Below are 21489 nucleotides of genomic sequence, written 5' to 3' on the forward strand. Positions count from 1 at the left end.
ATTATTCCTGCTCAGGCTTTTTTTTACGGCGCATTGGTGTATCGCCATCAATGTTCATCGGTGCTTTAATTGGTGCTGTAGGCTTTTTAGGTTTAGCTTTGCGTTTAAATGCAGGCTTTTTAACAGCGGCGGCTTTTTCTTTAGATTTGTCCCACGCTGCCTCAGGTTTTTTCTCTTTTAAACCTTTAAACTTAGCTTTTAAGCTCTCTATGCTCGCAAATTTTAATTCGTCATTTAAAAATGCTTTAATAGCTAAATAACTTGCCCAATCTTTTGGGCCAACTAATGAAATTGCATTTCCTTTAAAGCCAGCACGTCCTGTACGACCTATGCGGTGTACATATTCTTCAGCGTGTTTTGGTAAATCAAAGTTAATAACGTGCGTTACGCTCAACAAATCTAAACCACGAGATGCAACGTCGGTGGTGATCAATATTTTAAAGTTTTCGCGACTAAACGAATCCATGATATCTAAACGTTTGTTTTGCGTTAAATCACCAGCAAGCGCTACAGATTTGAAGCCTTTAGCATTAAGCGCTTCACTCAAACGGCTCGTGTCAGAACGCGTTGCTGTGAAGATAATACATTGACCAACATCATCTTGGTTTAAAAAATGCTCTAATAACGCTTCTTTATGATCAAGGTGATCGGCAAGGTATAACGTTTGTTTAATATCACTATGTTGCTCATTTGCTGCACTTAGCGTAATTTGCTTTGGTTTTTTTAATAGGTTACGTGATAGTGCATCTACTTGTGCATGGTCAAGTGTTGCAGAAAACAATAACGTTTGACGTAGACGGTGATTAGCTTGCTCGTTAATCATTTTTAACTGCTCGGTAAAGCCTAAATCTAAAATACGGTCGGCTTCATCAAAAATAAGCAGTTCTAGTCCACTCAATTGCAATGAGCGTTTTGTAATGTGATCAGCTAAACGCCCAGGTGTAGCAACTACGAATTGTGGGTCGTTTCTAAGTGCTTTTATTTGGTCATTAAAGTTTTCGCCGCCAAGTATTTTAACTGCCTTAATAGCTGTACCAGCAATTAATAAACGCAGCTGAGTAAATACTTGCGTAGCAAGCTCACGCGTAGGAGCAACAATAAGTACACGAGGATCGCGTTTACTGAGTGCTTTTTGTTTCATAACCCTTTGTACAGCAGGTAATAAAAACGCCAAGGTTTTGCCCGACCCAGTTTTAGACTGAGCGAAAATGTCATGCCCTGCAAGTGCGGTAGGCACTGCATGCGCTTGAATATCGGTGGGCTGGGTGATCCCTTGATGTGCTAGTTGTGTTTCAAGGCGTGTATCAATCCCAAGATCAGTAAACTGCAATGTGTGTTTCTCCAAAATGAGCAAATTAACTCTATAAATTTATCAGCGCATTATAGCTTACACAGCTAGGTCGCTAACAGTAAAAACCAATCTATAGCGCTATTTTTTGCAATTAAACTAAAAAAGCGTAAAATACGCGCCCCATATGCGCCGGATTTACGATTCGGTAAACGCCAATATTGGCTAACAAGGCAAAATAGGAAATATAATGACTGTTGTTCATAAAGATAATGTAACGGGCGATCACTTTGTAGTGTGTGCGCTGTATAAGTTTGTAGGTTTACCTGAATTTGAAGCTATCCGTAAGCCATTACTAGAAGTGATGGAAGCAAATGAAGTACGCGGTACTTTATTGCTCGCTGCCGAAGGTATAAACGGCACTGTTTCTGCAAAACGAGAAGGGATAGACAACTTATTAGCATGGCTAGATGAGCAACCAAATTTAAAAAACATCGTTACAAAAGAATCTTACGACGATGAATGCCCGTTTTACCGCACTAAAGTAAAACTAAAAAAAGAAATTGTAACGATGGGCGTTGAAGGCGTAGATCCGCTTAAAGTTGTGGGTAGCTATGTAAAGCCAAATGAGTGGAACGCACTTATATCTGACCCTGAAGTAATTTTAATTGATACACGTAATGATTACGAAATTGAAATTGGTACATTTCAAAATGCGGTCGATCCAAATACTAAAACCTTTCGCGAATTTCCACAGTGGGCAAAAGAAAACTTAGACCCTGAAAAACACAAAAAAGTGGCGATGTTTTGTACCGGCGGTATCCGCTGCGAAAAATCGACAGCCTACATGAAAGAGCAAGGTTTTGATGAAGTTTATCACCTTGAAGGCGGTATCTTAAAATACCTAGAAGAAGTACCAAAAGAAGAAACCATGTGGGAAGGCGAGTGTTTTGTATTTGATAATCGCGTTGCGGTTGATCATGACCTACAAAAAGGCTCTTATGATCAATGCCACGCGTGTCGTATGCCAATTACAGAAGACGAAAAGTTAAAGCCTGAATACATGGAAGGCGTCTCTTGTCATCATTGTATTGAAGAAGTTACGGACGAACAACGCGCACGTTTTGCAGAGCGCCAAAAGCAAATAGAATTAGCGCAAGCGCGTGGTGAGGGCCATATTGGTAATGAAGCACAAGCTGTTTTACAGCAACGTAAAGAAGCTAAAAAAGCCCAAAAAGACGCTCAGCGCGGTAAATAAATTTATACAATAAGTATTACACTTAAAGAGTCTATTTAGGCTCTTTTTTTGTGCCTAAATTTGTACAGTAATTGTTTTCACACCCCGATGATAGTGTTAATCTGCAAAACAGATTTAGTCATTTTAATGCGCATACAGGAAGGGATTTATGCAAGCCGAACAAGTTGAAATCGCACAATTTTTAGCACAACATCCTCCTTTTGATGACTTACCTCAAAAAGCGCTTAATGAGCTAGCTCAACAAGTAGAAGTGGCTTATTTTAGAGCAAAAACAGATATCTTGAGTTTTGGACAAGACATTTCTGATTTGTATGTAATTAGAAGTGGCTCTGTAGAAATGTACCGCCGAAATGGCGAGCTGTATAATCGTTTGGCTACCGCTGGTATATTTGGTCAAATGGGTTTATTGATGAACCGTAAGGTACGTTTTCCTGCAACTGCTCTTGAAGATACGTTAGTATATTGCATAAATGTCGAGCTATTTAATCGTTACTGTGATGAGTTTGATGCGTTTGCTGATTACTTCGAAACAGACGGTAACGTGCGTTTGCATCAAGCTATTGTCGAACAAGCCGATGGCAATGACCTGACAACCGCGAAGGTAAAATCATTAATTCACAGAGATGTAGTCACCGTAGATGCAACCTCTACGATACAAGATATCGCTAAATTAATGACCGAAGAGGCGGTATCGTCAGTGTTGGTAACCGATGTAAATAAACCCATAAATGATGACCCAGAAGAAGATGATGGACAAGTAGTTGGTATAATAACCGATAGGGATTTACGCACTAAAGTAGTGGCTAAAGGGCTTGCCTTTAACACGCAAGCAAAAGACATTATGTCCACTAACTTAGTACTATTAGATGCTAATGACTATATTTTCGAAGCTGTATTGGCCATGCTTAGAGATAACTTACATCATTTGCCAGTAGTACAGAAAAGACGCCCAATAGGCGTTATCTCCCTCTCTGATATTTTGCGTTATGAATCCCAAAGCAGCTTATTACTTGTACGTGGCATACTGGCTCAACAAACAATAGAGGATTTGGCGCATTATGCACGCCAATTGCCCAATGTGTTTGTTCGTATGGTGAATGAAGATGCAAACTCACACATGGTTGGTACAGCCATGGCTGTTATAGGGCGTACATTTAAACAAAGATTGCTTGTATTAGCTGAAGAAAAGTTTGGTCCACCTCCCGTTCCTTATTGTTTTATTGCACTGGGCTCAATGGCTCGCGACGAGCAACTTATTGTAACTGATCAAGATAACGCATTAATTTTAGATGACAGTTACGAAGACGAAAAACATAATGAATATTTTCAAAATATCTCAGACTTTGTCTGTGATGGCTTAGCACAATGTGGCTATACGTATTGTGATGGAGAAATAATGGCGTCGTTTAAAAAATGGCGTAAAACTCGCTCACAGTGGTTCGATCAATTTGCAGATTGGATCGCGCAGCCAAAACCACAAGCATTGCTTAATAGTTCTATATTTTTTGACTTAGACGGTGTGTGGGGTAAAACCAAGTGGGCCGACGAGCTTAAAATATTTATAGCAAAACAAAGTAAAGTAAATCGCGTATTTTTAGCTAATATGGCAGCAAATGCTAGAAATAGAACACCTCCACTTGGTTTCTTTAAAGGCTTTGTTATGGAGCATAATGGCCAACATAAGCGTTCAATGAACTTAAAGCGAAGAGGGACTGCACCTCTTTCTGATGTTATTCGCGTGCACGCATTGGCTATTGGCTCACGTAAACAAAATTCGTTTGAGCGGCTAGAAGATATTATTGAAGCTAAGCTGTTACCACAGGGTAAAGCGCAAGATTTACGTGACGCACTTGAGTATATTGCCATGATGCGAATTCGCCATCAAGCGTGGCAAATAGAGAAGGGCGAAGAGCCCGATAACGACTTAGATCCACATTTACTTTCTCCGTTCGAGCAACGAAACTTAAAAGAGGCATTTGCCATTTTAGAAAAAGCACAAAGCTATTTAAAATTTAGCTACACAGCAAACTCTGGTGTGAAGTAGCCTATGAATCCGCGTAATCATAAAGCAATTGATTGGCAAGCTAGGTATAACGAGCTTGCCAATAGCACCAAAAATAAACTCTTAAAACACTTTTATGCGGGTGCTTATAATCAAGACAAAGCTGCAATAAAAGACGTACCTTTTGTAGCAATGGATTTTGAAACAACAGGCTTAAATAGCCAAAACGACGATATAGTGAGTGTTGGTTTAGTGCCGTTCAATTTAGAGCGCATTTATTGTAAGCACAGTCGGCATTGGGTTGTGCAGCCTAGGCGCAACCTTCATGAAGAGTCTATTTTAATACATGGAATAACGCACTCTGAGGTGGACGACGCCCCCGACTTTAATCAAATTATAGAGCCTTTACTTGAAGCGCTCAGTGGTAAAGTTGTCGTGGTGCATTATGCCGCAATAGAACGTCACTTTTTAAATAATGCGTTATTGTTAAGGCTTAAAGAAGGTATTGAGTTTGCACTTGTTGATACAATGGAAATAGAAAAAAGAGCACTAAAAGCAAGGCAGGGTTTATTAGGGCGATTGTTTAACACAAAATTAGGTTCTCTTAGGCTAACAGATTGCCGTGCGCGTTATTCCCTACCAGCATATCAAAATCACAATGCGTTAACGGATGCACTTGCTACAGCAGAACTTTTACAAGCGCAACTGAGTTATCATTATCGTGTAGATACTCCAATCTCAGAGCTGTGGTTCTAGCTTTTAATGACCAAACAAAAAAACGCCGCAAAAATTGCGGCGTTTTCGTTACTAATTAAAAGTGTTACTTACTAAAAGTATTATTTAACTGGGCGAGGCTCAGTTCGTAAACCTAAAACTAAACTTAAACACATAAATAATAATACAATAGTAAATGGCAAGCCTGTAGAGACAGCGCCTGCTTGTAGTGCTTCAATTGCTTGTGTGCCACCAATCCAAAGTAAAGCAGCTGCAATTGCGCCCTCAACCGATGCCCAAAATATACGTTGTGGTACCGGTGCATCAATTTTACCGCCAGCTGTAATTGAATCAATTACTAATGAACCAGAGTCAGATGACGTAATGAAAAATACCAACACTAATAAAATTGCAATAAACGATAAAATATTAGATAAAGGTAATTCATCAAGCATTTGGAACATAGCTAAAGGTACATCAGTTAAACCATTAGTGCCTAACGCACCAACACCATTAACTACTTGATCAATCGCAATACCACCGTAAATAGACATCCATAAAACAGTAACTAGAGTAGGAATAAGTAAAACCGCAATTAAGAATTCACGAATTGTACGACCACGTGATACACGCGCGATAAACATACCTACAAACGGTGACCAGGAAATCCACCAAGCCCAGTAAAACACAGTCCAACCATGCATCCATGTTTCGTCTTCACGTCCGTGAGGATTACTCAATGGAATAATATTTTCTACATAGCCCATCACGGTAGTGGGTACATTACCCATTGCTACAGCAAAGCCTACTAAACATACAAACAATAATAATGAAAACGCAATTAGCATATTTACATTACTTAGTAGTTTCACACCACCGTCAATACCACGAACCACAGAGACAATGGCTAAAAGTGTTACACCCGCAATAACTAGAATTTGAGAGCCAATGCCACCTTCTGTACCAAATACATGGTTAATGCCTGCAGAAGCTTGCTGCGCACCTAAACCTAAAGATGTTGCAAGGCCAAATAACGTAGCAAGTACAGCTAAGATATCAATGATATGACCAGGCCAACCCCAAGCTCTATCACCTAATATAGGGTAAAAAATAGAACGAATTGAAAGTGGTAAACCTTTGTTATAGGTAAAAAATGCAAGAGATAAACCAACAACAGCGTAAATAGCCCAAGGGTGAAGACCCCAATGAAACATAGTTGCGCCCATTGCTAATTTTGCAGCTTCTGGTGTATTAGCGGCTACATTAAGCGGTGTTTCGTACCAACCAGTAAAGTAAGCAACTGGTTCAGCAACGCCCCAAAACATAAGGCCGATACCCATACCGGCAGCAAATAACATAGCAAGCCATGAAACGCGAGAGTGAGAAGGTTTAGCGTCATCACCACCAAGGCGAATATTACCGTAAGGAGAAACAATAAGTGCTAAACAAAAGAGTACAAAGAAGTTAGCAGCCCACATAAATAGGGCATCAAAATTATTAATAATATCGGTCTTGATACTATCAAGCGCTGTTTTTGCAGTTTGTGGGTCGGTAACAAGTATGGCGATTAAAAAGATGACAATCAGGCCCGCACTAGTTCCAAAAACAGGGTTGTGAATATCAAACCCCCACTTTTGTACGTTGTCCTGACCTACGGTGTAATCCGTGTTGTCAATACTATATTTGTCATGATTTTCCTTCATGCAATACCTCTTTAGTTGTCCTAACAAGCCAAAATAAATTCGGCGTCATATCGAATTACATTAGTCTTTAAATATTAAGTAAAAAGTAATACCGTAATTATTCGAAGACTAACTAATTTGAAGCGTGATCATACAGCTAGTAGTGTATGAGTTAAATATTAAATGTAAATGAATTTGTATTTAAAACGCTGTTTATATGGCCAAATTCATGATTTTTTCATTTAAAAGCCCTAAATTTAAAAATTCAGTGAACGTTAAAATTTAGTTTGCTATTAAAAGTATTAATTTACTTGGTTAAGTAAAAAAAGATCATTTTTAAGTAGCTTAATTAATGCTTAAATATTAGGGCTTGTTAGTCTTTTAGGATTGAAATTTGTTAAGTCTAGTCGCGATTTAATCGCTCCTAGATTTATAGCTTAGCGGTTCGGTAACAGCTTATGCGTTATTTTTCATGCTTGCATGCACGTAAGAATAATCAAAAACCGGCTAGCGAAGAGCAAATTTCTCTTCAAGGCTATTATAAATTTATAAGCCGATAAGCACCTTTAATCAAGTTGTAATATGAATATGATTTAACACAACATTAGGGCATGTTGAATTTTGGCGATTGAATTTACAGTAGTATGTTTGGTTTTTAGGCAAGGCAGAGCCTATGTAGTGTGGTCATTCCCCATAAATAGGCGATAACGCAGCATAAATACCAAACATACACTGCCCTTTGGGTTCTTTCTAGGGACGATTAACTCTTTGTTACTCGGTTTTTACTTAGCCCACTAGGTTACAAACCTCGTGCCGCGATTTAATCGCCCCTAGATTGAACAAATTTCAATCCAAAAAGCTCAGCATGCCCTAAGCTATATTTTATAAATAGATAGGCAAAGGATTAATACTATTATGCGTGAAAGCGTTACAAACGATACCAATCAAAACGAACTTGTTAAACGCTTTTGTAGCGTTAGAGACGAAAGCCTAGCCATTATCGAACCACTCACTGTAGAAGATTGCCAATTACAAGCTATGTCTGATGCCAGTCCTACTAAATGGCATTTAGCGCATACCACGTGGTTTTTTGAAACGTTTTTACTTAGTGTTCATTGTAAACAGTACGCAGTGTTTAATCCTCACTATAAAATGCTTTTTAATTCTTACTACAATGGGATTGGAGAGCAATTTAAACGGGCAAACAGAGGAAGCTTATCTAGGCCAGGTTTAGACGAAGTGCTAGCTTACAGAGAACATGTAGATAGCCGCTTGATTGAATTACTTAAGACTGACGTTAACCCGCACATTAAAGATATTATTGAACTTGGGTTACACCACGAGCAACAGCATCAAGAACTAATGCTTATGGACATCAAATATAACTTTTCAGTAAATCCATTATTTCCTCAATATAAAACATCGCTTTTAAATAGCCAAAAAAAATCAGCTGATATTAAACCCCTTAATTTTATCAATTTTGAACAAGCCATTATTAATATTGGCACAAATGCCGACGATGAATTTGCATATGATAACGAGTGCCCCAAACACCAAGTACTAATTCATCCATTCAGTTTTGCTAATAGATTGGTCACTAATGGTGAATATTTAGACTTTATAAATGCCGGTGGATATAGCAATCCACAATATTGGTTAAGCGACGGTTGGGCGCATATTCAAAACACTCGTTTAACGCATCCATTATATTGGCATTACATAAATAACGAATGGTTTGAGTTTACACACTATGGATTGCAGCCTTTAAATTTAAGTGCTCCCATCAGCCATGTTAGTTATTTTGAGGCCAGCGCCTACGCTAATTTTGTAAAGGCTCGCTTGCCTACAGAGTTCGAGTGGGAATATGCAGCTAAAAATACACCTTCAACAGACACTAATAATAACTATCTAACACCACAACAAACAAAAGATGATACTGAAATAAACCAGTTAACGGATTCATGTTGGCAATGGACAAACAGTGCATATTTGCCATACCCCGGTTTTAAGCCTATTGAAGGAGTAGCAGGGGAATACAATGGTAAATTTATGAATAACCAAATGGTGTTACGGGGCGGGTGTGTGTTTACCCCTCAAGACCATTTACGACAAACATACCGAAATTTTTATTACCCACATCAAGCGTGGATGTGCAGCGGGATAAGACTAGCTAAGGATATAGTATGAGCCAAGTAACAGCGATTAAACAAAGTAACATAACCGACACTGAATTTTTAAACGACGTGATAAGCGGATTAACTCAACAACAAAAAACGCTTCCGTGTAAGTATTTTTACGATGATAAAGGTGCTGCATTATTCGAGCAAATAACATCCTTACAAGAGTATTATGTTACACGTACTGAGTTGTCTATTTTAGAGCAATACTCGCAGTCGATTGCTCAAATGCTACCTGAAAATCTCTCTATTATTGAGCCTGGGTGTGGTTCGGGTAAAAAGGTCGCGTATTTATTAGCGCACATGGCAAAGGTAAAAACCTTCGTACCGTTTGAAATTTCTGAGGAGATGCTCAGTTATTCACTTGCACATTTATCACCATTATTCCCAGATTTGGCCATTTCGCCATTACTAGGAGACTTTACACATAGCCAAATGGTTAAACAGCTAACCAAAGACACCGCTTTAGATAGTCAAACCAATTTGGTGTATTTTCCAGGCTCTACTCTTGGTAATTTTGCCCCAGTTAAAGCTATAGAAATTATGAATAATTTCCATCGTTTATGTGGTGTAAACGGTTATGTATTAATTGGGGTTGATTTAGTAAAAGAGCGCCAAGTGTTACTCAATGCATATAACGATAAAGCGGGAGTCACCGCCGCATTTAATAAAAATTTACTACAACGTATTAATAACGAGCTAAACGGCACATTTAATATAGATAACTTTAGCCACGAGTCTCGCTTTAACGAGCAACATAGCCGTATTGAAATGCATTTAGTAAGTAACTGTAATCAAAGCGTGATTATAAATGATCAGCAAATAGACTTTATTGAAGGCGAAAGTATCCATACAGAAAATTCCCATAAGTACACGCTCGAATCGTTTAAGCAGCTTGCCGCGCAAGCTAATTTAAAGTTAGAGCAAACATGGCAAGACGATAGTAACTATTTTGCATTGTGCTTATTACGACCGCTATAAACGTTTACTTAATATGTTTAGGGGGTGTTGATCTTTGATAGTTGAATTTGCAGCAATATGTTTGGTTTTTAGGCAAGGCAGAGCCTATGAAGTGTGGTTATTCCACATAAATAGGCGATAACGCAGCATAAATGCCAAACATGTGCTGCCCTTCGGGTACTGCCTAGGGGCGATAAACTATTTGTTGCTCGATTTTTACTTAGCCCACTAGGTTACAAACCTCGCGCCGCGCTTTAATCGGCCCTAGATTGAACAAATTTCAATTCGCAAAGATCAACACGCCCTAGTAAATGACAACTTTAGCATTGCTAAACTCATAGCTTAGCAATGCACCATTATTTGATTGCTGTATAAGCTTAGCTTTATTTAAACCATGTAGTCTAAATAGCAGGGGGGCAATAACAGATACCGCAGAGCCCGTTGCACTGTCCTCATTTACTCCAAACTGGGGTGCAAAATATCTAAAATGCGCTATAGCATTTTTTTTGTCCATATTTTTTATACTAAGCGCTATAACTGCATTTTTGTGGAGTTTACTCAAAGCTTTAAAATCAACGTGTAAGCTTTTTAAATCGTCTTTTTCAACGTCTTTACTAAATCCTTTATTAAATTCTTCATTAAATAATACAACCGTATAACCGTTTTTATCACCGGTACTGTAGGCTACTTTTATTGCTAATGAAAACACACTTTTTAACTCACCTTTAGCTAATTCGCTTTTTTTAGGCTCTATACTTTTTAGTAACAACTGTGCGCGTTGTTTTTTTACTCTTATAGTAAAGCGCTCATTACTCATTGATGTAAATACTTCAGGGCAATAACCAAAATACTTTATTAAAAAATTAGCGGCCGCTAAAGTACCATGCCCACAGCGTTTAATTTCACTTGTTTGGTTGAACCAGCGAATATTACAATGGCGTTTAGTTATCTCATTTTGATTTAAAAATACGGTAGCAGGGTGGTTTGATTGTGATGCAATATATTGCATTGTTTTTGATGTTAACCCAATTTTATAAATAACAATTAAAGCACTTGAGCCTTTTAAGTTATTTGCAGGGCTATAAAAAACAGATTCGGTGGAAGTGAGTTTTATACAGCGAAGCGTAAGCCATTTGGGCTTACGCTTCGTTAAACAAAGAGTGTTATCCTTTGCTTGCATACGCGTCGTTATGAACGCCCGCAGCACGACCTGATGGATCTGCATTGTTTTGGAACGATGCGTCCCATGCAAGTGCTTCAGGAGTCGAACACGCTACCGATTTACCATGTGGTACACATTTAGCTGATGCATCACCAGGAAAGTGCGATTCAAAAATAGTACGGTAGTAGTAAGCTTCTTTTGAATCTGGCGTATTAATAGGGTATTTAAATTTAGCATTTGCAAGCTCTTGATCGCTCACTTGCTCATTTACAAACTCTTTTAACGTATCAATCCAACTGTAACCAACACCGTCTGAAAATTGCTCTTTTTGGCGCCATAAAACTTCATCAGGCAAGTAGCCATCAAAACCTTCACGTAAAATGTGTTTTTCAATTTTGCCATCTTTACACATTTTGGCTTCAGGGTTGATACGCATAGCAACATCAACAAATTCTTTATCAAGGAACGGTACACGTGCTTCAACGCCCCATGCTGCCATTGATTTATTAGCACGTAAACAGTCAAACATATGCAGTTTTGATACTTTACGGTTTAGCTCTTCATGAAACTCTTGTGCGTTAGGGGCTTTATGGAAGTATAAGTAACCACCAAATAGCTCATCAGCACCTTCGCCAGATAACACCATTTTAATGCCCATCGCTTTAATTTGGCGAGCCATTAAGTACATAGGTGTAGAGGCACGAATCGTTGTTACATCATACGTTTCAATGTGGTAAATCACTTCACGCAGAGCATCAATACCTTCTTGAATGGTAAAAATGATAGGGTGGTGAATAGTACCAATCATGTCAGCTACTTTTTGAGCAGCGGCTAAATCAGGTGAACCCTCAAGGCCTACTGAAAAAGAATGCAACTTAGGCCACCATGCATCGCTTTCATCGTTATCTTCAATACGTTTGGCAGCAAAACGCTGGGTAATAGCAGAGATAACCGATGAGTCTAAACCACCAGAAAGTAATACACCGTATGGTACATCACACATTAGCTGGCGTTTAACGGCCGCTTCTAATGCATCTTTAACGTCTTGCGCTTGTGCGCTGTTATCTTTAACTGCATCAAATGTTTCCCAATCACGCTTGTAATAAGGCGTGATTTTGCCATCTTTGCTGTACAGGTAATGCCCTGGTGGAAATTCTTCAATATGCTTACAAATTGGAGAGAGTGCTTTTAGCTCTGAAGCAACGTAAAAGTTACCGTGCTCGTCGTGACCAGTGTAAAGCGGGATAATACCAATATGGTCACGGCCAATTAAGTAAGCGTCATTTTCTTCGTCGTATAAACAAAATGCAAAAATGCCATTTAGATCATCTAAAAAGTCAGATCCTTTTTGTTTATAAAGCGCTAAAATAACTTCACAGTCTGATTGAGTTTGAAAAGTAAAATCAACATCTAGCTCTGCTGCAAGTTCTTTATGATTATAAATCTCGCCATTAACCGCTAAAATATTTGTTTTTTCAGGATTGTATAAAGGCTGTGCACCGCTTGATACACCAACAATAGCTAAACGCTCATGTACTAAAATAGCTTTTTCAGATGCATATACACCAGACCAATCTGGGCCACGGTGTCTAAGCAGCTTTGACATTTCAATTGCTTGGGTACGCAATTGAGCGGGATCAGATTTAATATCTAATACCCCAAAAATTGAACACATAGTAACTCCTCATTCCTATTATGTGTGCAGCAAAGCCAATTTGCTGTGCTGCGAAACCTTGTTTTATCAGAAAAAATTACTCAAGTCACATAGCTTTTATAATTAATTAAGAATAATTTATGCACCAAGTTATATATAACCGCACCAAAGTGGTCAATGCGTGGTGCCTGCGGCTATTTTTACGTCGTTATTATTGTTCAAAGCTTGTGCAATCATCACTTTTAGCGCGTTAATAACAGTGTCTTCACACATGCTTGGTGCGCCATTGTGGTGCACAGCTTGGCTTGGTAAATAAGGAATATGCACAAAGCCACCTTTCATTACAGCGCAGTGATCATTTATGTAATGCATAAGGCCATACATAACGTGATTGCATACATACGTACCTGCCGTATTGGAAATGGCAGCAGGAATATTGCTGTTGTGCAGTGCTTGTAACATACGCTTTATGGGTAAATTAGTGAAATAGGCATCAGGGCCATTTTTTTCTATTGGTGAATCGACAGGTTGCTTACCTGCATTGTCTTTAATGCGTGCATCGTCAACGTTTATTGCAATACGCTCAATTGATATTTCGCTGCGCCCACCAGCTTGACCTATACATAAAACAACCGCCGGATTATGTGACTCAATGGCGTTTATAAGCTGACTAATAGACGTATTAAACTCACAGGCAAGTTCTAGTGTACATATTTTGTGTTTCATGATGATAGTTTCATCAAGTTTTTGCACTGCTTGCCAAGAAGGATTGATAGTTTCGCTACCAAAAGGCGCAAAGCCGGTTATTAATACACACGCCATAGAAGAAGTTGATTTAGTCATTACACACCAAGCTATACATTAAAATAATATTAACGGCGAGTAAGGTAACTGCCGTCTGAATTTGAACCTTAATTACATAGTACTTATCTTTTAAGTCAAAAAGAGTTGCAGGAAGAATATTAAATTTGCTGTCATAGGCGTCATTAACGCACTGCAATAGCCGCTATACATGCCGAGCGCAACTAATGGAGCAGGGCTTGCGCCATGACCTTCAATTAAAAATGCCATACCTACACAATACAAAAAAAACAGTATAAAACGATTATCAGGGCCAATAATTTAAGTCGAACATAGTTTTCCTATTTATTTTTAGAATATTTTTATAGGTTATTTTAAGTGCAAGGCTCAATTGATGTAGGTGTCCGTCAAGTTTCTGCTTCGCCTTCGCTGCTTCTTCAAACGTTACATATTTAAACTCAACAGTATCTATAGGTCTAAACTGTGCAAATTGACGTAAGTCGGCTTCAATAACAGTCCCTAGCAGAGGGTAGCCCCCTGTAGTTTGGCCATCATTTAGTAACACAATTGGCTCTCCACTTGGTGGGAGTTGAATACTCCCAGGGCTCACCCCTAATGATGGCAAAGAGTGCGAATGCCCCAAATTATTCTTATGCTCAAGCCTTACACCCATTCGGTTACTATTATTGCTGACTTTAAAAGCGGTAGACACAAAGTTGCTAAGTAAAGTCTCGCCTAATAAGTCGGCATGAGGACTTGGATGCAGGCGTATAAGTTTGCGCTGGGCGGGAGCAATTGCGCCTACCTTTTTAAACTCTCCATAATAAGGAGTAATAGGTATTTTATCACCAGAGGTGAGAGATCTACCTTCAAAACCACCAAAACATGCGTTTAAATCTGTAGATTTAGAACCCATAACTTCAGCATTTTGTATACCGCCTTTCACTGCTAAATAAGCTCTTAAGCCTGCTCTACCAGTAGCAAAACTTAGGACTTGTTTGTTTTTTACTGCGTATGTCCAACCAGGATAAATTGCATGTCCATCAAGGGTTGCTTGCAAATCTGCACCATGAAGCGCAATTACTGTGTCGCAGGTAAATTCCAGTTCGCACAAACCCACAGTTATTTCTAAAACGGCATCATTGTCGTTATTGTTAAGTAATCTATTAGCAATGATTTGTGCAATAGGGTCTAAGCTACCCGCTTTGCTTACACCTAAATGGCGGTAGCCCTCACGGCCAAAATCTTGAATTGTAAGTAATACACCACTTTTAAGTACTTTAATCATGATTTGCTCCTTTATTAACGTGCGGAACAAATTCAAGCGTATCTCCTGGTTGAATTAAACAAGGTTGCTCAGAGGTCGAATCAAACAAAGCAGTATCTGTATGACCTATTATATGCCAACCACCTGGGGTATCTGCGGGGTAAATGCCGGTTTGTGCAGCACCTATCGCAACAGAGCCTTTAGGAACTTTAATGCGTGGCTCATCACGTCTTGGTGTATGTAATTGCTCATTTAAGCCATGTAGGTAAGCAAAACCGGGCTGAAAGCCTAAAAATAAAACGTGGTACTTGGTTTTACTATGAATATTAATAACTTCATCGGCACTTAAATTATGATAGCGAGCCACGTAATTAATGTCCTCACCCTTGTATGTGGTTTTGATTAAGTGATGCTGCCCCTTAAAAGTACTCGTTTTAATATCATTCCACAGCGAAGGTAGCACTTGTAACCACTTATTTAAGTGTTTATCTGATTTTAAATAAAGAGTGAGCGAGTTCATGGCCGGCACCAAATCGCTAAATTCATCAGTGCTTTTACAGTGGCTAGCTAAAGCCCAAATTTTTTTTTGAATAGAGAGTATATCTGTAGCGTCTAAATGCGATGCATCAAACAGTAAACTACTGTTTGTTAATGCATAAATATGAGGAGCTGGCTTCATTAAATAAACCTATTTGTACAACATAATTTAAACGTAACACAGTTTTATTAATTTATTTACACCATTGCGACTAAGTGGTTATGTTTATTGCCCAACTTACTTTAAGAGTAGTTTTATATTCAATTAATCGTATTTAACTTATTGAAGACCAAAACTTAATACGCTTCGTACTAAATAAGTAATTAGGTTGAAATGAAAATTAGGATAAGGAGGTCTTAGTTAGCACGCACTTGTTTAAGAGGTACTTTATGAAACACCAGCATTTATTATATTTATCAGGCGCTGCTATTATATTTAGCGCAGGCAGCTTTGCTTTATCTATGGAAAAGGTTGAGCACAGTAATGTAGAAGCCACCATGCATGTAGAAACCATTGTACTTGGATCAGGTTGTTTTTGGGGAGCGGAAAAACGCTACGAAGCGCTTAATGGCGTTATTGATGCTGAATCGGGGTACGCTGACGGCAATGGCTTTAAAGCTACCTACAGAAACATTACTGATCAGTCTCGTCGTTTTGACGAGAACAATTATGCTGAAGTTGTACAAGTTATGTATAACAGCAATATAATTTCAGCAGAAGATCTCTTAAAAAACTATTTTGAAAGTCACGACCCTACGCAAAAAAATCGCCAAGGTAACGACATTGGTACGCAATACCGCTCAATTGTATTAACGACCACTGATGCGCAAGCTAAAGTAGCTGAGCAAGTTAAATCGCAATATCAGCAGCTTTTAACTGATGCGAGCTATGGCAAAATTGAAACAGTTATTAAACCGCTTCAAGGTTTTGTAACGGCAGAAGAGTATCATCAAAATTATTTAGAAAAGAACCCTAATGGCTATTGCCCAGATCACTCTACCGGTGTTGTTTTTAATAAAACACCTGTAGAAAAAGTAGATAACACGGCTTTATTATCAGGAAAGCAAATAGTGGTACTTGATTCACGTGAATACTGCCCATACTGTGAAAAGTTTAAAAAAGCAGTCGCAAATGATTACAAAGGAACAATACCAATGTCGTTTCGCCATGCTGACCAACTTGATGATTTAACTATTAAGTCAGCCACGTGGGCAACACCAACCATTTTGTTTTTAGAAAATGGCGTTGAGGTATATGGCCGTCAAGGTTACGCAACGCCTGAAGAGTTTTATAAAGCATTAGGCGCTTTTAAATTAGGTAACAGTGATGCTTATAAAGTTGCATTTGATGCACGAACAGATAGACCTTACTGTAAAGAGTACAAAGAGTTTAAAAACACACCAGACGGTACTTTTGTTGATAAATTAAGTGGCGAGCCACTATTTGATACAAGCAATAGGTTTAACTCAGGTACTGGTTGGTTGTCCTTTACTCATCCTGTAAAAAACAACGTAACACAGCACGACGATAGCAGCTGGGGCATGACACGCATTGAGCTTCGCTCTAAAAGTACAGGCATACACTTAGGGCATTTATTTCCAGGTGAAGGTCCAAGAGGTCGCGATCGTTACTGTATTAATGCAACAGTCCTTGATTTTGTACCGAGAGATAAAAGCTAAACCTTTTCTTTACGTAGCCTGATTCTAATCAGGCTTTTTTTTGCATAAAACAAAATAGGCTTATCATAATCTTTGCAAATTTGTTAAAATTAAAGCGTGCAGCTAATTGTCAACAATATTACTTAGGTTATTAATGAATCAATTTATAAAAATAGCAACGCAGTTAATATATTTGCCATTCGCTTTACTGCTTTTAATAAACAACGCTAAATCAGCGACTCATTACGTAGTAGGCGTAGAGAATATAGAATACCTTCCATACTACGATGGTAGTGGGGCTGATAACCGCGACTATTATGGTTTTAGTCAAAAGTTACTTACCTTGTTTGCCCAGCAGCATGACTTTAAGTTTGAGTTTTACACACTACCTATTAATCGACTTTACAAAGAATTTGTGGAACATCGCCATGTCGACTTTAAGTATCCAGATAACCCTAGCTGGAAACCAAGCTACAAAGCTTCATTTATTGATGTAAATAAAATTATTTATTCGCAGCCAACCGTTGTAACTAAAACGGGCATTGCGAGTTTAAATAAAAATATCACTATTGATGAATGCATTAGTTTTGCAACGGTAAGAGGGTTTACGCCTCAAAGCTTTAAACCGTTAATGAATAATGAAAACGTTGAGTTAATAGAAACAGCTAACGTAATTGAATTAATAGAGTTGCTTTTAAAAGAGCGAGTGGAGTGTATTTACATATCTAACGATGTATTAAATTATAACCTCCAAAAATACTTTAAATTAACCCGACCTGTTTATTTTCAAAACGAATTGCCGACAGATTTACAAGCCTTTTTATTATCGTCGATTGACTACCCTGACATAATCAAGAAATTTAATACCTTCTTGATTTCACATAAAGTGCAAATAAGTAAATTAAAAAAAGAATATCAAATTAAAAATTAACTAAAAAAGCCCCGTAAGTTATAACTTACGGGGCTTTTAAAAGTATTAAACTTATATTGCATATCATGTGGTTTGCGCCAAAAATAAAAACAGTTCAAGCCAAGTCACCACCTAACTTGAACTGCTTTTTCACACTGACAACATCTTCACACACAATATAAAGATTCTGTTTACTACGCTTTGGTAGCTTTGTATTGCATACCATGTGGTTTGCGCCAAAAATAAAAACAGTTCAAGCCAAGTCACCACCTAACTTGAACTGCTTTTTCACACTGACAACATCTTCACACACAATATAAAGATTCTGTTTACTACGCTTTGGTAGCTTTGTATTGCATACCATGTGGTTTGCGCCAAAAATAAAAACAGTTCAAGCCAAGTCACCACCTAACTTGAACCGCTTTTTCACACTGACAACATCTTACACACACAATATAAGATTCTTTTCACTGCTACGTTTGAGTTACTAGAACTCTAAAGGTTGCATTTATTGCTCTTAAGAAACAATTTAACTAAGTTGTTTTGAGCTGATAAAGCAACTTTAATATTTAACTTTATTTTCGACAAACGATAAAAACAAAACCAATGAGTGAAAAAAATTAAACTATAGACTTTAGTCTAATGCATGGTGCTAAGTTTATGTATTTAATTAAAAAAATCATTAAAATTTGCAGGGAGGTTTAGACGAGTTCAGTAATACAACACAGAGTAGGTTGTATTACTGAACTCGCCTAATAGGGGATTATTCTTGAATTTTTCTAAACGTATTTACAACCCACTTCGCAAATAAATCAAGCGGGTGATTAGGCGTGCTTGATTCGTGCTGCACTAAATAGTATTTATCTTTAGTTGTTAAAGGCTGTTCGAATAATTTGTAAAGCCATTGCTCATCTAGCCAGCTTTGGCTAATAGGCAGTGGAATAAGTGCAATGCCCATGCCTTGCTGCGCTGCACGCGCTACACCAAACATGCTATCTATTTGAATAATCTGCGAAGGAGAAAAGTCATCAATCCCTGCTTTTTCGGCCCACTGATGCCAAGCCCAAGGGCGAGCTTTGTGCAAGATTAGCGGAACTTGGTTAAGGGCTTGACGATGATCGTCCCTCCACTGATCGAGCAATTTTTTATTACATGCAGGAATATATTCAAGGTTAAACAACTCAGTCGCTAACCCTTCAGTAGGTTTACCAGAGGACAATACAATAGATAAATCGCTATGACGCGTTAATTCTTTGCGTGTTTTAAGCGTGTCCATTTGCAGGTTTATATTAGGGTGTTCTGAGGTCCACTCACTTAATTTAGGCATGAGTAGTTCGCTGGCAAAAAATTCAGGCAGGGTAATCGTCAAATTTGTATTTTGCTGCATCTGACTAAACTCATTAATGGTGCTCTCTAACATTGTGATGATAGGAGACACAGCATCAAAAAAGTTTTTACCCGCTGTGGTTAAGCTAATTGAACGCGTTTTACGTTGAAAAAGCTCAATACCAAGTTGTTCTTCAAGTTGTTTTATTTGATGGCTTACCGCAGACGGCGTTAAGTACAGCTCATTAGCTGCATGCTTAAAACTTAGGCTTCTTGCGGCAAAGCAAAAAGAGCGAAGGCCACGAATAGGAGTTTGCATGTTTTCCAGAATTATTTAATTTATTGAGACGCCTTACTTAGGCAAAATTTAAACCAACTATTTAATGTTTAAATATCAGTAGGTTAAAAATAAAATTAACGCTAGTTCACAAAAAGGGTGCAGGCTATCCACAAAATAGTGCAAAGAATCTAAGCGCTTACATTTAATTTATATTTGTATTATAGATAAAATTTACTACAGATGTATGAATGACGGTAAAAATAATGACAAAAGATAAAAAAAATCCCTCGTAAGAGGGATTTTGGGTAACTCAGCGCCATTGGCACTGGGAATGAGGTCGGTACAGGGTAAAGCGTTATTTTAAGTTAACTTATTAAAAGTTACTAAAAAACCATTTCTGGTACTTCACCGTCAACAAGTAATTTACCTGCTGTTTTACTAATGATTTCATTAACAGATACGCCCGGAGCACGTTCTATTAGATGAAATGCGCCGTCTTTAACTTCTAATACGGCTAAATCTGTTACTATTTTTTTTACGCAATTAACGCCAGTCAGCGGTAAAGAGCAGGCTTCTAATAGTTTAGAGTCACCATGCTTACTTGCATGGGTCATAGTAACAATAATATTTTTCGCGCCAGCGACTAAATCCATCGCGCCACCCATGCCTTTAATCAGCTTTTTAGGGATCATCCACGATGCGATGTTGCCGTTCTGGTCAACTTCAAATGCACCCAGAACGGTTAAGTCTACATGACCACCCCGTATCATGGCAAAACTATCTGCACTATTAAATATGGCTGCACCTGTGGCTGCTGTCACGGTTTCTTTACCCGCGTTAATCATATCGGCGTCTAGCTCTGCTTTAGTTGGGTACGGGCCCATGCCTAAAAGGCCATTTTCGGACTGTAACATAACTTCAATATCATCTGGTACATAGTTTGCGACGAGTGTCGGAATTCCTATGCCCAAATTTACGTAGTAACCGTCTTGTAGTTCTTGTGCAACGCGCATTGCAACTTGTTCACGTGATAATGCCATAATTTTGCTCCTGCTTAATCTCGTGTTGTTACACGTTCAATGCGTTTTTCAAAGCTGCCTTTAATAACGCGATTTACAAAAATACCCGGGGTATGAATTTGGCTTGGTTCAAGCTCGCCCGGCTCTACAATTTCTTCTACTTCGGCAACGGTAATTTTACCAGCTGTTGCCGCCATTGGATTAAAGTTCATGGCGGTGTGTCTAAACACTAAATTACCAAAGCGGTCGGCTTTCCACGCTTTAACAATAGCAAATTCACCCGTTATAGATTCTTCTAAAATATACGGGCGACCATTAAACTCTTTTACATCTTTACCCTCAGCCACAGGAGTACCGTAACCGGTAGCGGTGTAAAACGCAGGTATACCCGCGCCACCAGCACGCATTTTTTCAGCTAATGTACCTTGAGGCGTAAGCTCTACATCAATTTCGCCACTTAATAACTGCTGCTCGAATAGGGCATTTTCGCCAACGTATGAGGCAACTACTTTTTTAATTTGTTTGTCTTGTAATAAAATACCTAAACCAAAGTCATCAACACCACAGTTATTAGATACTACGGTTAAGTTTTTTGTTTGCATGTGCTTAATTTGTTTAATTAAGCCCTCAGGAATACCACATAAACCAAAACCACCGGCGATAATGGTATCGCCGTCTTTTAATCCTTCCATTGCAGCTTCGTAACTAGAAACTACCTTATCAAAACCGGCCATGAGTCTCTCCTCATTGTGTGCTATTTGTTGTTAACTATCTTTAATCATCATTTCATAAG

General features: G+C 38.4%; 17 protein-coding genes and 1 pseudogene. 7 read left to right on the forward strand and 11 right to left on the reverse strand.

Going from position 1 to position 21489, the window contains the following annotated elements; translation table 11 throughout:
- Position 1 precedes the first annotated feature (1 nt).
- Positions 2–1330 (reverse strand): DEAD/DEAH box helicase, encoded by a 1329-nt coding sequence (locus H5116_RS01050; RefSeq protein WP_182715358.1) that lies wholly within the window; start codon positions 1328–1330, stop codon positions 2–4.
- Positions 1331–1538: 208 nt separating this feature from the next.
- Here H5116_RS01050 and H5116_RS01055 point away from each other — a divergent pair, with 208 nt between their 5' ends.
- The 3 genes from H5116_RS01055 (at position 1539) to H5116_RS01065 (ending at position 5304) form a co-directional block, all read left to right on the forward strand.
- Entirely contained in the window at positions 1539–2546 is a 1008-nt protein-coding gene (locus H5116_RS01055) for a rhodanese-related sulfurtransferase (RefSeq protein WP_002961191.1), read from the forward strand.
- 148 nt (positions 2547–2694) lie between these two features.
- Entirely contained in the window at positions 2695–4590 is a 1896-nt protein-coding gene (locus H5116_RS01060) for a DUF294 nucleotidyltransferase-like domain-containing protein (RefSeq protein ID WP_182715359.1), read from the forward strand.
- 3 nt (positions 4591–4593) lie between these two features.
- A complete protein-coding gene (locus H5116_RS01065) occupies positions 4594–5304 on the forward strand; it encodes a 3'-5' exonuclease (protein ID WP_033039579.1) in 711 nt (236 codons plus the stop codon).
- Positions 5305–5384: 80 nt separating this feature from the next.
- On the opposite strand, the gene H5116_RS01070 is transcribed toward H5116_RS01065, so the two are convergent.
- On the reverse strand, positions 5385–6965 hold the full coding sequence (locus H5116_RS01070) for a BCCT family transporter (protein WP_002961195.1): 1581 nt from the start codon (positions 6963–6965) through the stop codon (positions 5385–5387).
- Between the two features lie 894 nt (positions 6966–7859).
- Here H5116_RS01070 and egtB point away from each other — a divergent pair.
- Positions 7860–9131: an ergothioneine biosynthesis protein EgtB gene (gene egtB / locus H5116_RS01075; RefSeq protein ID WP_182715360.1), complete on the forward strand. Its 1272-nt coding sequence runs from the start codon at positions 7860–7862 to the stop codon at positions 9129–9131.
- The gene (gene egtD / locus H5116_RS01080; RefSeq protein WP_182715361.1) at positions 9128–10102 is read left to right on the forward strand and encodes an L-histidine N(alpha)-methyltransferase; all 975 of its coding nucleotides are present in this window, start codon (positions 9128–9130) and stop codon (positions 10100–10102) included. The genes egtB and egtD overlap by 4 nt, the downstream gene beginning before the upstream one ends.
- Positions 10103–10385: 283 nt before the next feature.
- Here the strand turns inward: egtD and H5116_RS01085 are convergent, their stop codons facing one another.
- The 6 genes and pseudogenes from H5116_RS01085 to pxpB form a co-directional block, all read right to left on the reverse strand.
- Positions 10386–11261: a PhzF family phenazine biosynthesis protein gene (locus H5116_RS01085; protein WP_182715362.1), complete on the reverse strand. Its 876-nt coding sequence runs from the start codon at positions 11259–11261 to the stop codon at positions 10386–10388.
- Positions 11245–12918, reverse strand: a complete 1674-nt coding sequence (gene asnB, locus H5116_RS01090) for an asparagine synthase B (protein WP_182711293.1) — start codon at positions 12916–12918, stop codon at positions 11245–11247. Before asnB ends, H5116_RS01085 begins: the two co-directional genes overlap by 17 nt.
- A gap of 153 nt (positions 12919–13071) precedes the next feature.
- Positions 13072–13740 carry a pyroglutamyl-peptidase I gene (pcp, locus tag H5116_RS01095; RefSeq protein ID WP_165723421.1) on the reverse strand — a complete coding sequence of 223 codons (669 nt, stop codon included), beginning with the start codon at positions 13738–13740 and terminating at the stop codon, positions 13072–13074.
- A pseudogene (locus H5116_RS20465) lies at positions 13733–14016 on the reverse strand (5-oxoproline transporter, DUF979 family subunit); the annotation flags it as partial. The pseudogene H5116_RS20465 and the gene pcp, both read right to left, overlap by 8 nt.
- On the reverse strand, positions 14006–14986 hold the full coding sequence (locus H5116_RS01105) for a biotin-dependent carboxyltransferase family protein (protein ID WP_182715363.1): 981 nt from the start codon (positions 14984–14986) through the stop codon (positions 14006–14008). The pseudogene H5116_RS20465 and the gene H5116_RS01105, both read right to left, overlap by 11 nt.
- Positions 14979–15644, reverse strand: a complete 666-nt coding sequence (pxpB, locus tag H5116_RS01110) for a 5-oxoprolinase subunit PxpB (protein WP_182715364.1) — start codon at positions 15642–15644, stop codon at positions 14979–14981. The genes H5116_RS01105 and pxpB overlap by 8 nt, the downstream gene beginning before the upstream one ends.
- 248 nt (positions 15645–15892) lie before the next feature.
- On the opposite strand from pxpB, the gene msrA reads away from it, so the two are divergent.
- Positions 15893–17182 (forward strand): peptide-methionine (S)-S-oxide reductase MsrA, encoded by a 1290-nt coding sequence (gene msrA, locus H5116_RS01115; RefSeq protein ID WP_182715365.1) that lies wholly within the window; start codon positions 15893–15895, stop codon positions 17180–17182.
- Between the two features lie 133 nt (positions 17183–17315).
- Complete coding sequence (locus H5116_RS01120; protein WP_182695013.1) at positions 17316–18092, forward strand: amino acid ABC transporter substrate-binding protein; 777 nt, start codon at positions 17316–17318, stop codon at positions 18090–18092.
- Positions 18093–18834: 742 nt separating this feature from the next.
- Here H5116_RS01120 and H5116_RS01125 read toward each other — a convergent pair.
- From H5116_RS01125 to H5116_RS01135, 3 genes are all read right to left on the reverse strand, one after another.
- Positions 18835–19716 carry a LysR family transcriptional regulator gene (locus H5116_RS01125; protein WP_002961883.1) on the reverse strand — a complete coding sequence of 294 codons (882 nt, stop codon included), beginning with the start codon at positions 19714–19716 and terminating at the stop codon, positions 18835–18837.
- A gap of 344 nt (positions 19717–20060) precedes the next feature.
- Positions 20061–20717: a CoA transferase subunit B gene (locus H5116_RS01130; RefSeq protein WP_182715366.1), complete on the reverse strand. Its 657-nt coding sequence runs from the start codon at positions 20715–20717 to the stop codon at positions 20061–20063.
- 14 nt (positions 20718–20731) lie between these two features.
- Positions 20732–21430 carry a CoA transferase subunit A gene (locus tag H5116_RS01135; RefSeq protein WP_008135270.1) on the reverse strand — a complete coding sequence of 233 codons (699 nt, stop codon included), beginning with the start codon at positions 21428–21430 and terminating at the stop codon, positions 20732–20734.
- Positions 21431–21489 lie beyond the last annotated feature (59 nt).

Origin of the sequence: Pseudoalteromonas sp. SG45-2, from assembly GCF_014164115.1 — a bacterium.
GTDB classification, from domain to species: domain Bacteria; phylum Pseudomonadota; class Gammaproteobacteria; order Enterobacterales; family Alteromonadaceae; genus Pseudoalteromonas; species Pseudoalteromonas distincta.